The 16255-nt window shown below is 47.3% G+C and carries 9 protein-coding genes; 3 read left to right on the top strand and 6 right to left on the bottom strand.

Annotation, left to right across the window (positions count from 1 at the left end):
* Positions 1-223: 223 nt before the first annotated feature.
* The 3 genes from KDM92_RS11705 (at position 224) to KDM92_RS11715 (ending at position 6338) form a co-directional block, all read left to right on the top strand.
* Positions 224-1408: an efflux RND transporter periplasmic adaptor subunit gene (locus KDM92_RS11705; RefSeq protein WP_212684614.1), complete on the top strand. Its 1185-nt coding sequence runs from the start codon at positions 224-226 to the stop codon at positions 1406-1408.
* Position 1409: 1 nt separating this feature from the next.
* Positions 1410-4613 (top strand): efflux RND transporter permease subunit, encoded by a 3204-nt coding sequence (locus tag KDM92_RS11710; protein WP_212684616.1) that lies wholly within the window; start codon positions 1410-1412, stop codon positions 4611-4613.
* Positions 4614-4757: 144 nt separating this feature from the next.
* Positions 4758-6338, top strand: a complete 1581-nt coding sequence (locus tag KDM92_RS11715; protein ID WP_230408312.1) for a POT-type proton-dependent oligopeptide transporter — start codon at positions 4758-4760, stop codon at positions 6336-6338.
* Positions 6339-6454: 116 nt separating this feature from the next.
* On the opposite strand, the gene KDM92_RS11720 is transcribed toward KDM92_RS11715, so the two are convergent.
* The 6 genes from KDM92_RS11720 to KDM92_RS11745 all read right to left on the bottom strand — a co-directional run bounded on the left by KDM92_RS11720 (position 6455) and on the right by KDM92_RS11745 (position 16191).
* Positions 6455-8164 (bottom strand): alkaline phosphatase family protein, encoded by a 1710-nt coding sequence (locus KDM92_RS11720; RefSeq protein ID WP_212684618.1) that lies wholly within the window; start codon positions 8162-8164, stop codon positions 6455-6457.
* A gap of 270 nt (positions 8165-8434) precedes the next feature.
* Positions 8435-9208, bottom strand: coding sequence for an enoyl-CoA hydratase (locus KDM92_RS11725; protein WP_212684620.1), 774 nt, complete (start codon positions 9206-9208; stop codon positions 8435-8437).
* Positions 9209-9221: 13 nt separating this feature from the next.
* Positions 9222-10121, bottom strand: coding sequence for an alpha/beta hydrolase family protein (locus KDM92_RS11730; protein WP_230408313.1), 900 nt, complete (start codon positions 10119-10121; stop codon positions 9222-9224).
* Between the two features lie 394 nt (positions 10122-10515).
* Positions 10516-11712 carry an acetyl-CoA C-acyltransferase gene (locus KDM92_RS11735; protein ID WP_212684622.1) on the bottom strand — a complete coding sequence of 399 codons (1197 nt, stop codon included), beginning with the start codon at positions 11710-11712 and terminating at the stop codon, positions 10516-10518.
* A gap of 18 nt (positions 11713-11730) precedes the next feature.
* A complete protein-coding gene (locus tag KDM92_RS11740; protein WP_212684624.1) occupies positions 11731-14130 on the bottom strand; it encodes a 3-hydroxyacyl-CoA dehydrogenase/enoyl-CoA hydratase family protein in 2400 nt (799 codons plus the stop codon).
* Between the two features lie 270 nt (positions 14131-14400).
* Entirely contained in the window at positions 14401-16191 is a 1791-nt protein-coding gene (locus KDM92_RS11745; RefSeq protein ID WP_212684626.1) for an acyl-CoA dehydrogenase C-terminal domain-containing protein, read from the bottom strand.
* Positions 16192-16255: the final 64 nt, after the last annotated feature.

Here is a 16255-nt window from a genome sequence, read left to right on the forward strand (position 1 = left end):
CTGGAATGCGATGTACGTCATTAAAAACGACCATCAGGATTGATGGTCGTTTTTATATTTGATGTCAATTAAATATATTTTTCCTGCTGTTACAGATCAGAATTTGATTTTCTGCGCAATTTGTCTCGCTCAAGACAAAACAAATCAGAGTTCTAGTGACAAAGTATTGAACTTTACGTATGGTAGCGGGTTCAAAGTTCGATTCAATTTTCGGAGGTTTTTTATGTCGCGACCAAGTTTACTCATCCTTAGTTTGTGCCTTGTTTTGGCAGCGTGCGGACAAGGAGGCAAGGATAGTAAAGTATCCGATAAAGCCGCTACTGCAGAACGACCTCTGCAAATTACTGCGGAAGATTATGTCACGATACAGAATAATTCGCTCGCATCTGGTCCGGTAATTACTGGGACAATTCAGCCTGAACGTAAAGCAGATTTGCGCGCTGAAGTGTCCGCGATTGTGATGCAAGTACTGAAGGAAAACGGCGAAGTCGTGCGCCGCGGTGATTTGTTAGTACGCTTAGATGACACGACTTTTCGTGATCAATTAGCGTCCGCGGAACAAGGTGCTCGTGCTGCGCAGCAAACGCTAGATCAAGCAGAACGTCAATTGGAACGCTTGAAGACCTTGCGTGCATCCGGCATGACATCGATGCAAGCATTAGAAGACGCGGAGATTCGTCGTAACAACGCACAAAGCGAATTAGTCGCGGCGAAGGCGCGTAGCGTCGCTGCGCGACAGCAACTGCAACGTACCGAAATTCGTGCACCATTTGATGGCATTGTGAGTGAGCGCAAAGTGTCGAACGGTGACACGGCGCAAATCGGTAAAGAGATCATGAAAGTGATTGACCCAAATAGCTTGCGCTTCCAAGGTTTGATTTCTGCTGAGTCCGTCAATATTGTGAAAGCAGGGCAATCTGTTAGTTTCAAGATCAACGGCTACGACCAACAGTTTATTGGCAAAGTACGCCGGGTTGATCCAGCGGCAAATGCCACCACGCGTCAAGTTGAAGTGTTAGTCGATTTCGTCGGTAAAGAGCAGCCACACGTATCGGGCTTGTATGCAGAGGGCCGTGTTGAAGCGGGTAGTACCGAAGCCTTGACCTTGATTGGTTCCGCTTTGATTCGTGATGGCGACAAAACCTATGTATGGGCAGTTCAAGATGGTTTGCTGAAACGACTCTCTGTTGTGTTGGGCGAGCGTGATGTGCGCCGTGGTGATTACGCAATTATTTCTGGATTAAAGAGTGGTGACAAGGTACTGCGTCAACCGATGTCTACTTTTAAAGATGGCTCGAAAGTGAGCTTGGTTGCTTCGGCTAGTTCAGCGCCAGCTGCTGCAACAGCGGCAGCCTCAGCATCAGCATCAGCCGCTGCAGCATCGGCGGCTTCCGTGACAGGAAAATAATATGTTTCTATCCGATTTTAGTATTAAACGGCCAGTCGCCACCATCGTCATCATTATTGCTTTGATGTGCGTGGGTTTGCTGGCCTTGTCAAAACTGCGCGTGAATGAAATCCCGAATGTACAAGAACCGGTACTCGGCGTTTCTGTTCCTTATCCTGGTGCTTCACCAGAGACAGTCGAACGTGAAATCGTAAATCGCATCGAGAAATCTTTGCAGAGTATTTCTGGCGTGCGCCAATTGAATGCCTCTGCGAATGAGGGCAGTGCTTACTTCACTTTAATCTTTAACTTCGATCGTAATATGATTGAAGCATCGGATGATGTGAGAAATGCGATTGCTTCGGTGCGTTATAAGTTACCAACCGAAATGCGTGAACCGATTATTGAGCGACGTGATCCTAATGATCAGCCGATTATGCAATTGGCGCTGTCGTCCAAGACCAAATCACATGCAGAAATATCGCGTCTCGCTGAAGATGATTTATCCGATCGTTTTCGTGCTGTAGATGGCGTCGCTGTCGTTACCGTCAACGGTGCCTTGAAGCGTGAATTAAGTGTGCTATTGCGCGCGCAAAAACTGCGCGAGTTTAATGTATCGGTATCCGAAGTGGTCAACGCATTGCGTACACAAAATTCCACCGCGCCTGTCGGTAAAGTGCGTGGAACGATGGATGAAAAAAGTATTCGTCTAGTTGGTCGCTTAGAGTCTCCAGCAGAGTTCGAGCAAATCGTGGTGAAGCGTCGTGGTACGGAAGTCATACGCTTGGCGCAAGTAGCGACGATTCAAGATGGATTTGCCGAGATTAGCGGCTTTAGCGTGCGTAACGGTAATCCCAACGTCGGTATTATGGTGATGAAGTCACGTGATGCGAGTACGGTTTCTGTCGCTAACAAGATTCGTGAACAAGTCGCGGAAATTAATAAGACTTTGCCTGAGGGTACCAAGTTAGAAATCACTCAAGATGGTGGTAAGAACGCGCAGAAAAATTTGAACAATGTGATTGAGGCATTAATTTTCGGTGCAGTACTGACGATTTTTGTGGTCTATGTGTTCTTGAACTCATGGCGTTCCACCTTGATTACCGCATTAAGTTTGCCTACCTCAGTGATTGCTGCTTTTATCGCTGTTTGGTTGTGTGGTTTCACACTCAACTTTATGACTTTGCTTGGTCTATCACTGGCGATCGGTGTGCTGATCGATGATGCGATTGTGGTTCGTGAAAACATTGTGCGTCACATGGAAAATGGCTCTGATCGTCGTACTGCCGCACTGAATGGTACGGCGGAGATTGGTTTAGCGGTTGCCGCGACCACTTTCTCGATCATGGCGGTGTTTATCCCTGTAGCTTTCATGCCTGGTGTTTCTGGCGAATGGTTCCGTCCGTTTGCTTTGACGGTGACTTCGTCGGTGATGGTGAGCTTGTTCATCTCATTTACTTTAGATCCGATGTTGTCCGCCTATTGGGGTGATCCAGTGGATCACCACTTACAACCTAAGACGGGCTTGAGCAAAACTTTAGAGCGATTCAATCACTGGTTTGATAGTAAGGCCGAAGCGTATGGTAGTGTCATTGCTTGGGCTTTGCATCATCGTCGTTGGATGGGCTTCATCGCCTTGGTGAGTTTTGTCTTGGCACTGGTGTTGCACGGTATGTTTGGTGGTACGAGTTTCTTACCCGCTTCTGATAGTGGCACGGTGATGATCAGTGTGCGTACGCCATCGAGTTCTAGTCTGGAATATTCACGTTTAAAAGTAGAAAAAGCGGCAGAACTCGCGCGTACTTTGCCTGAGACAGTTGCCACTAATAGTAGCGTGAACATCACCGGTGGTCGGGTCTATGTCGATATCGGCAAGAGCACCGAGCGTAAGCGATCAGCTGCAGAAGTGGCTGTGAGTTTGCGCGCAGCGGTCAGTACTTTAGTCGGTGCTGAATACGTGGTGCAAGACGATTTGAATAATGGTGGTGGCAAACCAGTGCAAATTCGTTTCTCAGGTGAAGATTCACGTAAGTTAATGGAGATCACCAGCGAGTTTATGGATAAATTACGTAAAGTTCCTGGTGCGGTAGATGTTGGTTTGTCGCAGCAAGATCCAAAAGATGAGTTGCAGATTGAGTTGAATCGCGGTTTAGCAAACTCTTTGGGAATCTCAGCAAATGATGCAGCACAAGCTTTGCGCGTATCTTTTGCTGGTGTCGAAGTTGGTGATTGGGTTGATCCAACTGGTGAAACACGTGATGTCTCGGTGCGCTTGCATCCAGAGGATAGAGTGAGTGCCGACAATATCGAAACCTTACCGATCGCAGTAGCAGGCACAGATAAGATGGTGCCGTTGGAACAAATCGCGACGATTACAATGGGTAAAGGGCCTGCACGTATTGAACATGCAGACGGTAAACGTATGATCGCTGTTTCTGCCAACGTACAAGGTCGTTCGCCAGGTGAAGTGACATCGGATGCGCTGAAAATTGCTAAGGCGATTAATTTCCCAGCGGGATATGGCATCGAGTTAGCGGGTTCAGCAAAGAATCAGAATGAATTATTTACAGAGATGACGATTGCGCTGGTGATGGGTATCGGCTTGATGTATTTAATTTTAGTGATGCAATTCGGTTCTTTCACAGCGCCGGGCGCGGTGATGTTGTCTTTGCCGCTGAGCTTAATTGGTGTGGTGCTGGCTTTGTTAATGACCAAAGGCACGCTAAACCTGATGAGCTTTATCGGTATCATCATGTTGATGGGCTTGGTTGCGAAGAATGCGATTCTATTGCTCGATTGCGCGCGTAAGCGTGAGTCGGAAGGATATGATCGTGAGGATGCCTTGATCTATGCTGGTCGTATGCGTTTGCGTCCAATTTTGATGACGACTTTTGCCTTGATCGCTGGTATGTTGCCGGTGGCAATCGGTGTAGGTGAGGGTGGTGAATTTTATCGTCCGTTAGCGATTGCGATTATCGGTGGAACGATTACTTCGACTTTGTTAACCCTGTTGGTCGTGCCAACTTTTTACGACAGTATCGAAATTGCGCGTGATCGTATGGTGGCAAAATTCCGTGGCCGTGCTAATCGTTGGAATGCGTTTTTCGCTTTCATCGTCACTTTCATCGAAGCGATTTTAACTTTGATTTTTGTGCGCTTAATTTTCCGCTTATTCATGAAATTGGTGAACGTGATAGTTGGAAGAAGACCACAAATCTCCACCTAATCTAGCCACTCAATTTAGCTAAATTTGCAGTGAAATAAGTTTAGATAAGTTTAGAATAGCTGGAATCTAAAGTAATACAAACCACGGCCTCGTCAGAGGTCGTGGTTTTATGTTTTTTGATATCTGTTTTTGTGAGTACCTAATATGAGTTCAACTCCTGCAGTTCCTGCCACTGGCGCCGAGCCAGTTACGCCAAAAATGCCTAGGCAAATTCCCTTCATCATTGCGAATGAGGGCTGTGAGCGTTTTAGTTTTTATGGCATGCGCAATATTTTGACGATGTTCTTGATGACCAGCTTGCTGCTGTCGATTCCAGAAGAGTTACGCAAAGGTGAAGCTAAAGATATTTTCCATACGTTTGTGATTGGTGTGTATTTCTTTCCTTTATTGGGTGGTTGGTTAGCGGATCGCGTATTCGGCAAATACAACACAATTTTGTGGTTGAGTTTGGTGTACTGTGCGGGCCACGCTTGCCTAGCTTTATTTGAGCATAATAAAAACGGTTTCTATACAGGTTTGTTTTTAATTGCACTTGGTTCTGGTGGGATTAAACCTTTGGTCGCTTCGTTTATTGGCGATCAATTTGATCAAACAAATCGTTCACTGGCACAGAAAGTGTTCGATGGATTTTATTGGATCATTAATTTTGGTTCGTTCTTCGCGTCTTTGTTGATGCCATTATTTTTGAAACAGTTTGGTGCTAGCGTTGCCTTTGGCATTCCCGGTATTTTGATGTTTATTGCTACTTTTGTATTTTGGCTGGGAAGAAAACAATATGTACGCGTCGAACCTGTCAGTAACGATCCACATGCTTTCTTGGTAGTGATCCGTAATGCGATTTTGTCGCAAGGACAAACACGCACGCAAAGCCGTCCTGGTCTGTGGTTGACCCTGATCGGTTTTACCTTGGCGCTAGTCGTGTTTGGCTTTATCAAACAGATTGGTCTTGTTTCAGTTTTATGTTCGGCCTTAGTGTTAGTGATGGGTTTTGGTGGCGTTGGAGCATGGATGCAATTAGATCGCGTGCGCGGTCAACATCCTGACGAAGCGATCGATGGCGTGCGCAATGTGTTGCGCCTGCTAGTGTTATTCGCTTTGATTACGCCATTTTGGTCCTTGTTTGATCAGAAGGCGTCGACGTGGGTATTGCAAGCCGATCATATGACGAAACCAGAATGGTTCCAATCTTCGATGATGCAGGCATTGAATCCCTTGCTAGTGATGATCTTGATTCCTTTTAATAACTTTGTTTTATACCCATTACTGAATCAAGCGGGCGTCAAGGTTACGGCTTTACGTCGCATGGGCGCAGGCATCGCTTTTACTGGCTTAGCATGGATCGTCGTTGGCGCTTTGCAGTTGGCGATTGATGGTGGTGATCCGATTACTATCGTGTGGCAAATTATTCCGTATGCCTTAATGACATTTGGTGAAGTGTTGGTCTCTGCAACTGGTTTAGAGTTTGCTTATAGTCAGGCACCTTTATCGATGAAAGGTGTGATTACCAGTTTTTGGTATTTGTCGGTAACGATAGGTAATTTGTGGGTGTTGTTGGCAAATTCAAGTGTGAAGGGCGAAACCGTGACCAATTACATTGAGTCTTTAGGGCTCAGTGTTACCGCCTTCCAAATGTTCTTCTTTGCTGGATTCTGTCTATTTGCCGCGTTCTTGTTCGCGATGTATGCGCGCAATTATCGTATGCTAGATAATTATCGCAAGGCATAACAGACGCTAAAATTTGACGATAAAAAAGCCGCAAACTCTATTGAAATATCATGAAGAGTTTGCGGCTTTTTTTGTGCTGCTAGCATTGGCGATACACTACGCCATTTTTTAGGCGTCTATTTGAGCGTTTCGGTTAACACGCGTCCTTCAGAACCCGATGGTAGGCGTATTCTTAATAAGTGCGACAACGTTGGTGCGATATCCATGACCTCGGCATATTGACTATATGCTCCTGCCTTGAACCAAGGCTTACCCATAAAAATTAGTGGCACATTGGTATCATAGGTATATGGCGTGCCATGTGAAGTGCCTGAATTCGTTGACCCAAAGTACCAATAAGGTTTCACCACCACCATCAAGTCACCTGACAACTGCTTGTGCCAAGCTCTTTGTACTAAACGACTGATGCGGTCATTTGGTACTTGCCCGTGTTCAAATTGGGTGCGGGTGTAAGTCGATGCGACACCCTGATAATCGAGAATGAATCGCGCTGCTGTATTTTCTAATTCGGTTCGCGTAATGCCTTTCGACTCGACTTTGCGGTAATCAAAAAAGAAGTAAGGCGCGGACCATTTGCGAATGAGTTTTTCAACACCGAATTTTTCGAACAAGTGTTGACTTAATGCCGCCGACATTTTGTTGCCATCAAGTCGATTTGCATCGCGTTTAATGCTTTGCGAAAATTCCGGCACATTGGCGAAACCATGATCCGCAGTTAACACGACGAGGGTATTGTCTAAGCCAACTTTTTTATCGACGTTATTCAAAAATTTTGCCAACAAACGATCTAAACGTTGTAAATGATCGTGCGACATTTTGCTCTCTGGTCCCCAAGTGTGATTCACATAATCATGGCTAGATAGGCTGACACCTAATATATCCGTTGCACCGGTTGGATTATTTCCCAACTTTTCTCCATCGATGGCTGCATTTGCGAAATCCAAAGTGAGTTCATCGACATACGGGCCAGTGAATAACTTTTCATAGTATTCGGCATCGGGTTTTCCTGAGGCGCTATCGTAGGTATAGGGAAGGCGTTTGCTGCTGCTAGTATTGGCTGGTGCCACTAAATCATCATGTGCATCATCGTGGTAGGCATGTTCTGGTAAAACGCTGGTCCATTGCTTACCGTAAAAACGATCTTGCGGTTTGCTCGCATGAAATGCCGTATGCCAAGCAGGATGTTGATTCATGTAATACGTGCTACTAGCAAACGCGCCAGTTTTTTTCATCAGCATATAGGCAGTGCCAGTTTTACCCGCTAATAAAATCGCACCACGATCTTTCCCAGATACGGTCAACACTTTAGAACGATTGCCGGTGGCATAACGCAATTCATCACCAACTGTGCTTACCTTCAAATTCGCTGGCGAGGTGCCATCGCTGGATTTGGTTTCTGTGCCGATGTATGTATGTTGTCTATCTTCGGTGCAGTACACCGAAGTAGATGTATTTGGATCGAACCAATTGTTTCCGATAATCCCATGTTGATAAGGGTAGGCACCAGTCAATACCGCGCTATGACCAACCGCAGTCACCGTAATGCCGTGGGCTTGATGCGCATTGCCGAACCATGCGCCTTGTTCCAATAATCGTTTAAATCCACCTTCGCCAAACTGGTGGCGATAGCGTTGTACTTGCTCGTTGGGTAAGCCATCAACGACCAACACCAAGATTAATTTTGGCGCTTTAGCGATCTGTGGACCTTGGCTAAGATTTGCAGCAAGGGCAGTGTAGCAATGACTACTGAGTGCGAATGTCGCGAAACCAGCTAATAAACTGCGACGTAATTTTGAAGGAGTGTTTTTGGAATTGAATTTCAGCATAGCGAAAAATCGAAGGAAGCAAAAGAGCGTTAAGGATAACGCATGTTGATGATTCCTTCGAGTAACTTCGCGAAAAATGATGGTAGTTTTGTCTGGCGTTCGCTTAAGTATGGCTGCATGGCATACTTAAGCTTGCACTGGTTTGAATAGGCGAGAATGGCATTCAAGCACTAATAACAGTGGAAACCACCAATTGTGGCTAGCGTGATCATGTCGATGAATTGGCTGATCGACGCTTTAGTCTGAAACTGCCACAAAATTTGAGTTGATTTAATTGAATTGCTTAAAATCGGGTTTACGTTTTTGGAAAAACGCCATCATTGCTTCGCGTGCTTCCGGTTGTGACAGCATCGCGCCGAAATGCGCATTTTCCTCGTTCATCTTGTCGCGTATCGCTTGTGGCTGATTGGCTTTCATTAAGCTCTTGGTCAGACGTATAGACTTCGCTGGCAAGGCAGCGATTTTCGCAGCTTGCTTTTCTGCGTATGGCAATAATTCTTCGAGCGGCAAGACTTTATTGACCAAGCCCATCTCATGTGCTTGTTGTGCGCTGAACGCTTCGCCTAATAACAGCATTTCTGCAGCACGTTGATAGCCAGCGATTTGCGGTAAGACCATGCTAGATGCGAATTCTGGGCACAAACCTAATTGCGTGAACGGCATAGAAAATTTTGCATTGTCGGCCGCGTACACCAACTCACAATGCATCAATAAGGTGGTACCAATGCCAACCGCGCCACCTGAGACTGCAGCGATCACCGGTTTCTGCGCATCATTTAAGGCGTGCATGAATTGATACACGGGTGGCATTTCTGCTGATGCTAAGCTACTGGCGTGTTTCATGAAGTCTTCCAGATCATTTCCCGCAGTGAAAATTTCTGGCTTGCCCGTAATCAAAATCACGCTGACGTTTTTGTCGTCATTCGCTGCGTTGATCGCATTTGCCATCGCTTCATACATACCAAACGTGATCGCGTTTTTCTTTTCTGGACGATTGAAATTGATCGTCAAAATGCCGTCATTGATGCTGGTCAGAATTTCCATGATGTCTCTTGATTTAGTTAGGTTGTGCGGAGGGATGCTGTTTGTTTTGTTGGATCAGCCATTGTAAAGCTTGTTGCCACAAGCTGTGTCGAAACTCCGCTCTAAAAAAACCGAAGTGTCCAACGCGTTCTGCCTGTACGTCTTGCGGTTGTATGTAGCACCGTTCGACCTGCGCGCGACTGAAATAATCGTGCAAGCCATCGATGTTTTTACGCCCCATCATTTCATCATCTGTAAAGCTCATGCTTAGAATCGGCGCGGTAAATTGCTCATGATAGGTGCGCATGGCTTTACCATTTTCATCAACAAAGTAACGTGGATCTTTGCACCAACGCGACCATTGATAAATCACACCCTTAGGAAGATTGCCGACTTTGCGCAATTTCTTACCCGGAAAATAGCCACAGATGCTGGTGTAAAGCGGCACTAGGAAATACCACAGCAACCATACCGTACGTTTGGTCGGCGGCGCATTATGACGCCAATAACCGGTGCCTGAGCCGACAGTTAGTAAGCCATCGATTAAATGATTATCAGGCAGCAAGCCAACGAGTTGGCCACCGAGCGAATGACCAATCACCAAAAACGGAAGCTCAGGATGCCACGCCTTCGCTGCATGCAAAGCCGAGTTATAGTCGAGCTCAGCCCAATCGCTAATATCCGCTTCAAAGCCACGTAAAGACTTGCTAAAGCGCGCATCCAATGACTCGCCCATGCCACGATAGTCGAAGCTCAACACAGCAAATCCATGCTCGCACAAGAATTTCGCAAAAGGCGCATAAAACTGCTGCTTCACTCCCATCGCCGCAGGAATCAACACCACCGCACGCGCCGCACCGGCTGGCGAATACTTGCGTCCAACCAGCTCGGTGCCATCTTTCGCAATCAAGGTCGTCGTTTCAATCGTGCTCATACAGACTCCGTAAAAAAACCGCACAGTTTTGATGTGCGGTTTAGTTTCGTGCAAGGGATTCGATAGTAAAGCCATGTTTCTTACAAGCTCGTAGGGCGGGGCAACCCCCGCTATCAAAGTCATCCAAATTTCCGGCGGCGCGGGTTTCACCCGCCCTACAAAATTTAGCTCGCCCGATAAACTCGTAACAACCGGCTAAATTCAATTATAGGGATGCCGCAGTAGGCGCGAATGCTCGCAATATTGAAATATTGCGAGCATTCGCAACAACCTGCGGCGTCCCAAAACAACGTTCAGTAAATTCAATTATGGGGATGCAGGGCTAGGCGCAAAGCACAGCAATATTTGAATATTGCGAGCATTTGCAACAACGCCGTGCGCCCCAGAATTGGATTTACATGCGTTCGAAGATGCCTGCTGCACCCATACCCGTTCCCACGCACATCGTCACCATACCGTACTTCAAATTATTACGATGTAAAGCATGGATCGTCGTTGCAGAACGAATCGCACCAGTTGCGCCCAATGGGTGACCAAGAGCAATCGCGCCGCCCATTGGGTTCACTTTCGCTGGATCGAGACCGAGATCTTGAACCACTGCCAAAGATTGCGCCGCAAACGCTTCGTTCAATTCGAACCAGTCGATTTGGTCTTGTGTGATGCCCGCTACTTTACATGCTGCAGGAATCGCTTCTTTAGGACCAATACCCATGATTTCTGGTGGAACGCCGCGTACTGCGAAGGACGCAAAACGTGCCAAAGGCGTCAGGTTGAATTGTTTCAAGATCTTTTCGCTCACCAAAATCAAAGCGCCAGCACCGTCAGAAGTTTGTGAGCTGTTACCTGCTGTCACAGAACCTTTAGCAGCAAAAACGGCTTTCAGTTTCGCCAAACCTTCCAAAGAAGTATCTGGACGTGCACCTTCGTCACGGTTCACGGTACGTGTTTTGAGTTCGATTTCGCCAGTTGCCAAATTCGGCACGCGATCGATGATTTCGAATGGCGTAGTCTCCGCATCAAAATGGCCAGCCGCTTGCGCGGCCAATGCACGTTGATGGGATTGCAAAGCGAAGGCATCTTGCGCTTCACGGCTAATTTTCCATTGCGCCGCGACCTTCTCTGCAGTCAAACCCATGCCGTAAGCGATACCGGCATTTTCGTCTTTGAGAATCGCCATGTTCATCGACGGGTTGTTACCCATCATCGGCACCATAGACATGGATTCCACACCCGCCGCGATCATGACGTCAGCTTGGCCAACGCGAATGCGATCCGCAGCCATCGCCACTGCCGTGATACCGGAAGCACAGTAACGGTTAATCGTTACGCCACCGATGGTGTTTGGCAAACCTGCCAACAGCACGCTCATACGTGCCAAGTTCAAACCTTGTGCGCCTTCTGGGAAGGAGCAGCCAACAATCGCGTCTTCGATCAATTTTGGATCGAGATTTGGCACCTGTGCCAAAGCGGATTTCAATACACCAACCAGCAAGTCATCTGGACGAGTATTGCGGAAAAAGCCGCGTCCGGATTTACCAATAGGAGAACGAGTTGCCGCAACGATGTATGCGTCTTGTAATTGAGTAGTCATTGTCGATTCCTCGATGAATTAGTTACGTACTGGTTTGCCAGTTTGCATCATGCCCATGATGCGCTCTTGTGTTTTTGGATGGTTCAACAATTCCATAAACGCTTTGCGTTCCATGTCGAGCAACCATTGTTCGCTGACCATGCTGCCGTTGTCGATATCGCCACCGCAAACGACTTCCGCAATCATCTTGCCGAGTTTGAAGTCATGTGCAGAGATAAAGCCGCCATCACGCATATTGATCAATTGCGCGCCGATTGTTGCGATACCGTGACGGCCTGTCACAGGCACCAACTTGCGCATCGGTGCACGATAGCCTGCGTCGAACATGGCACGTGCTTCGACTTTTGCGACGTGCAGCAATTCGAAGGCATTGAAAACGATAACGTCGTCTTGACCGAGGTAGCCCATTTTCTGTGCTTCCAAAGCAGACTTAGACACGTTCGCTGTTGCGGCATTCGTGAAGTAGTTCTTCAAGAATTGCAAGAGGTCGGTACCTTTCGCATCTTTGGCTGCACGTACAGCCGCTTCTTTCAAGCCACCGCCGCCTGGAACCAAGCCCACGCCAACTTCGACCAAGCCGATGTACGATTCGAGTGCAGCGACGCGTTTTGCTGCGTGCATCATCAACTCGCAACCACCACCGAGTGCCAAGCCAGCGACCGCAGCCACCACAGGAATATTGGCGTATTTCAATGCTTGGTGTGCGTTTTGCAGTTGTGATACGGCTGGTTCGATCGCTTTCACGCCGCCGGACATAAACAATGGCAACATCGCTTGCAAATCTGCACCAGCAGAGAAAGCACCGCCTTCCGCTGCGTCGGCATGCCAGATGACCAAGCCTTTGAAGTTCTTCTCAGCTTCAGCAATCGCTTTTTCCATACCAGCGACCACACCTGGGCCAATCACATGCATCTTGGTCTTGAAGGACAAGATCAGAACGTCGTCATTCTGATGCCAGATACGGACAGAATCATCTTCAAAGAAAGTAACGCCAGCGGTTGCGCCTGTTTCTGCACCAGCACCCAATACAGGAGCGCGGAATGCTTGACGGTTGTAGACTGCCAAATTAGAGCGTGGAGCAAAAGTATTGCGGCTAATAGACCAAGAACCTTCTGGTGTATGCACGCCGCCTTTTTCTGCTACTGGGCCTTCAAATACCCAAGCTGGCAAAGGTGTTGCACACAGTGCTTTACCAGCATCGATATCGTCTTTGACCCAAGTCGCCACTTGCTGCCAACCAGAAGCTTGCCATGTTTCGAATGGACCGACATTCCAGCCAAAGCCCCAACGCATCGCGAAGTCGATATCGCGTGCATTGTCCGCAATCGTCGCACCGTGAATCGCGATGTAGTGGAAAGCGTCACGGAAGATGGACCACAAGAATTGTGCTTGTTTATTGGTCGATTCACGCAAAGATTTCATCTTCTTGACAGGATCTTTTTCCTTCAAGATGCGACCGACCAAGTCATCTGCCTTGGCGCCGCCTGGAACGTATTCACCACTCGCGAAATCTAAACGCAGGATGTCTTTGCCGACTTTCTTGTAAAAGCCCGCACCGGATTTGGAACCGAGCGTGCCAGCGGCGACCAATTTCGCCAAGACTTCTGGTGTTTTGTAGACGGCAAAGAAAGGATCATCTTGCAAGTTGTCTTGCATAGTCTTGATCACGTGCGCCATGGTGTCGAGACCGACCACGTCGGCAGTACGGAAAGTACCAGAAGAAGCACGGCCCAATTTTTTACCAGTCAAATCATCGACCACGTCAACGCTCAAGCCAAATTGTTCGGCTTGATAAATCGTTGCCAACATACCGAAAATACCAACGCGATTGGCGATGAAGTTCGGTGTGTCTTTCGCGTGAACTACGCCTTTACCCAAAGTCGTCGTCAAGAATCCTTCGAGCTGATCGAGGATGTCAGAGCGTGTCGCCGCTGTCGGGATCAATTCAACCAAGTGCATATAGCGTGGTGGGTTGAAGAAATGCACGCCGCAGAAGCGTTCTTTCAAGCCGGCATCGAAGCCTTCAGACAAAGCCGTGATCGACAAACCAGAAGTGTTGGATGCGAAGATTGCATTCGGCGCGATGTGTGGTGCGACCTTTTTGTACAGATCATGTTTCCAATCCATACGTTCTGCGATCGCTTCAATGATCAAATCGCAGCCAGCTAAAACGTCGAGGTTGTCTTCGTAGTTCGCGACTTCGATCAAGGCTGCATCGTCTTTGTCGCCCAGTGGAGCTGGGTTGAGCTTTTTCAGGTTCTCAATCGCTTTGAGAACGATACCGTTTTTCGGACCTTCTTTGGCTGGCAGGTCGAACAAAACGACAGGAACTTTGGCATTGACACAGTGCGCAGCAATTTGCGCTCCCATCACACCAGCGCCAAGGACGGCGACTTTTTTGACGATGAAATTAGGCATTGACGTACCTTTTAATAAAATTGAAATACAGGGTTACGAAGTCAAACTTGGTTGGGGTAGTTCAATACGATTGATCTACATTTCTTATTCCCCCTCTCCCGCGTGCGGGAGAGGGGTTAGGGGTGAGGGCGGTTTAGCAATTCAAAAGCAATTTCTGTGTTGCCGTACTTCGAGCTATTTGAATTTTCGAGGGAACTAAATTTTGTTCTATCTCAAGCACCCTCACCCCAACCCTCTCCCGCATGCGGGAGAGGGGGCTCAAAAAACTAATTAAAATAGATCAGCTTCGAGCGACAACAAATTCGCAGAACCAGAACGTGCTTGGCGAATCAACATCGCTGTCTCTGGATACAAACGCGCAAAGTAGAAACGAATCGTCGCTAACTTGGCTTTGTAGAAGGTATCGCCAGAATCTTGTTTCGCCAAAGCGATCTTCGCCATTTGCGCGAAGAAGTAGCTGTAGACTAAATGACCAGCAACGCGCAAATAAGGTACCGCGGCTGCGCCAACTTCGTCAGGATTTTGGAATGCCTTCATGCCGATTTCCATCGTCAACTTGGTCAATTTGTCGCCCAAGTCAGCCAGTGGTGTGACGAATTCAGACATCGCTTCATCCGTGCCATTTTCTTCCACGAATGCTTGTACTTTTGCACCAAACTTACGCAGTTTTGCGCCGTTGTCTTGCAAAATTTTGCGACCTAACAAATCCAAAGATTGAACTGTGTTGGTACCTTCATAGATCAAATTAATACGTGCGTCACGTACATATTGTTCCATGCCCCATTCAGCGATGTAACCGTGACCGCCGTAGACTTGTAAGCATTCAGAAGTCGCTGTCCATGCATTGTCAGTGATGAAAGCTTTGATGATCGGTGTCAATAAAGCGACTTCATCGGCGCACTCTTTACGCACGTCTTCATCTGGATGATTCAATTCTTTGTCCAGTAAAATTGCCGCGTGTGAGCACAATGCACGACCACCCTCGGCCCATGCTTTTGCCGTCAACAACATACGACGCACGTCAGCGTGAACGATAATTGGATCAGCTGGTTTGTCTGGTGCTTTAGGGCCAGACAAACTACGCATTTGAATACGATCTTTTGCGTAGATCAAAGCATTTTGGTAAGCGACTTCGGTCAAGCCCAAACCTTGCATACCTACGCCTAAACGCGCTGCGTTCATGAACACGAACATCGCGTTCAATCCTTTGTGTGGTTGACCAATCAAAGTACCGACTGCGCCATCCAAATTCATTTGGCAAGTGGAGTTACCGTGGATACCCATTTTTTCTTCGATCGCGCCGCAGAAGATAGGGTTGCGTGCACCCAAGCTGCCATCTGCATTGACCAAGAATTTTGGTACGAGGAATAAGGAAATACCTTTAGAACCTTCTGGTGCGTCTGGCAAACGCGCTAATACCAAGTGAATGATATTGTCTGCGCAATCATGTTCGCCGGCAGAGATAAAGATTTTCGCGCCCGTGATTTTGTAAGTGCCGTCGCCTTGTGGCTCTGCTTTAGAACGCAACATGCCGAGGTCAGTACCGCAGTGTGGCTCGGTCAAGCACATCGTGCCTGTCCATTCACCAGACGTTAATTTTGGCAAGAACAGAGCTTTTTGCTCTGGTGTGCCGTGTTCGTGCAAACATTCATAGGCACCGTGTGATAAACCTGGGTACATAGTCCACGCTTGGTTCGCAGAATTCATCATTTCATACAATGAATTATTCATCACCAGTGGCAAACCTTGACCACCATATTCTGGGTCGCAAGAGAGTGCAGGCCAACCGGCTTCAACGTATTGTTTGTAAGCTTCTTTGAAGCCTTTTGGTGTCGTTACCGAGTGCGTGGTTTTATCATGATGGCAGCCTTCGCGGTCGCCAGAATGATTCAATGGGAAAATCACTTCAGAGCAAAACTTGCCCGCTTCTTCCATCACTTGATTGATGATGTCGGCATCAATTTCTTCGTATTTCGGCAGCGCTTTTAACTCTGCTTCTACTCCCAACAATTCATGTAAAACGAATTGCATATCACGTAATGGAGCGATGTATTGACCCATGATTTTCTCCTCTGGACTAAATAAGTTCTAAAAATAAAAAGTGACAATTGCCTTAATCAATAAA

This window comes from Affinundibacterium baiyunense (assembly GCF_018139645.1).
Taxonomy (GTDB): Bacteria; Pseudomonadota; Gammaproteobacteria; order Burkholderiales; family Burkholderiaceae_D; genus Undibacterium; species Undibacterium baiyunense.

What these genes read in the sequence shown, in the direction of transcription:
- KDM92_RS11740 (WP_212684624.1), bottom strand. Translation starts at nt 14,130, where the DNA reads ATGCCTAATTTCATCGTCAAAAAAGTCGCCGTCCTTGGCGCTGGTGTG.
- KDM92_RS11745 (WP_212684626.1), bottom strand. Translation starts at nt 16,191, where the DNA reads ATGGGTCAATACATCGCTCCATTACGTGATATGCAATTCGTTTTACAT.
- KDM92_RS11710 (WP_212684616.1), top strand. Translation starts at nt 1,410, where the DNA reads ATGTTTCTATCCGATTTTAGTATTAAACGGCCAGTCGCCACCATCGTC.
- KDM92_RS11720 (WP_212684618.1), bottom strand. Translation starts at nt 8,164, where the DNA reads ATGCTGAAATTCAATTCCAAAAACACTCCTTCAAAATTACGTCGCAGT.
- KDM92_RS11715 (WP_230408312.1), top strand. Translation starts at nt 4,758, where the DNA reads ATGAGTTCAACTCCTGCAGTTCCTGCCACTGGCGCCGAGCCAGTTACG.
- KDM92_RS11730 (WP_230408313.1), bottom strand. Translation starts at nt 10,121, where the DNA reads ATGAGCACGATTGAAACGACGACCTTGATTGCGAAAGATGGCACCGAG.
- KDM92_RS11725 (WP_212684620.1), bottom strand. Translation starts at nt 9,208, where the DNA reads ATGGAAATTCTGACCAGCATCAATGACGGCATTTTGACGATCAATTTC.
- KDM92_RS11735 (WP_212684622.1), bottom strand. Translation starts at nt 11,712, where the DNA reads ATGACTACTCAATTACAAGACGCATACATCGTTGCGGCAACTCGTTCT.
- KDM92_RS11705 (WP_212684614.1), top strand. Translation starts at nt 224, where the DNA reads ATGTCGCGACCAAGTTTACTCATCCTTAGTTTGTGCCTTGTTTTGGCA.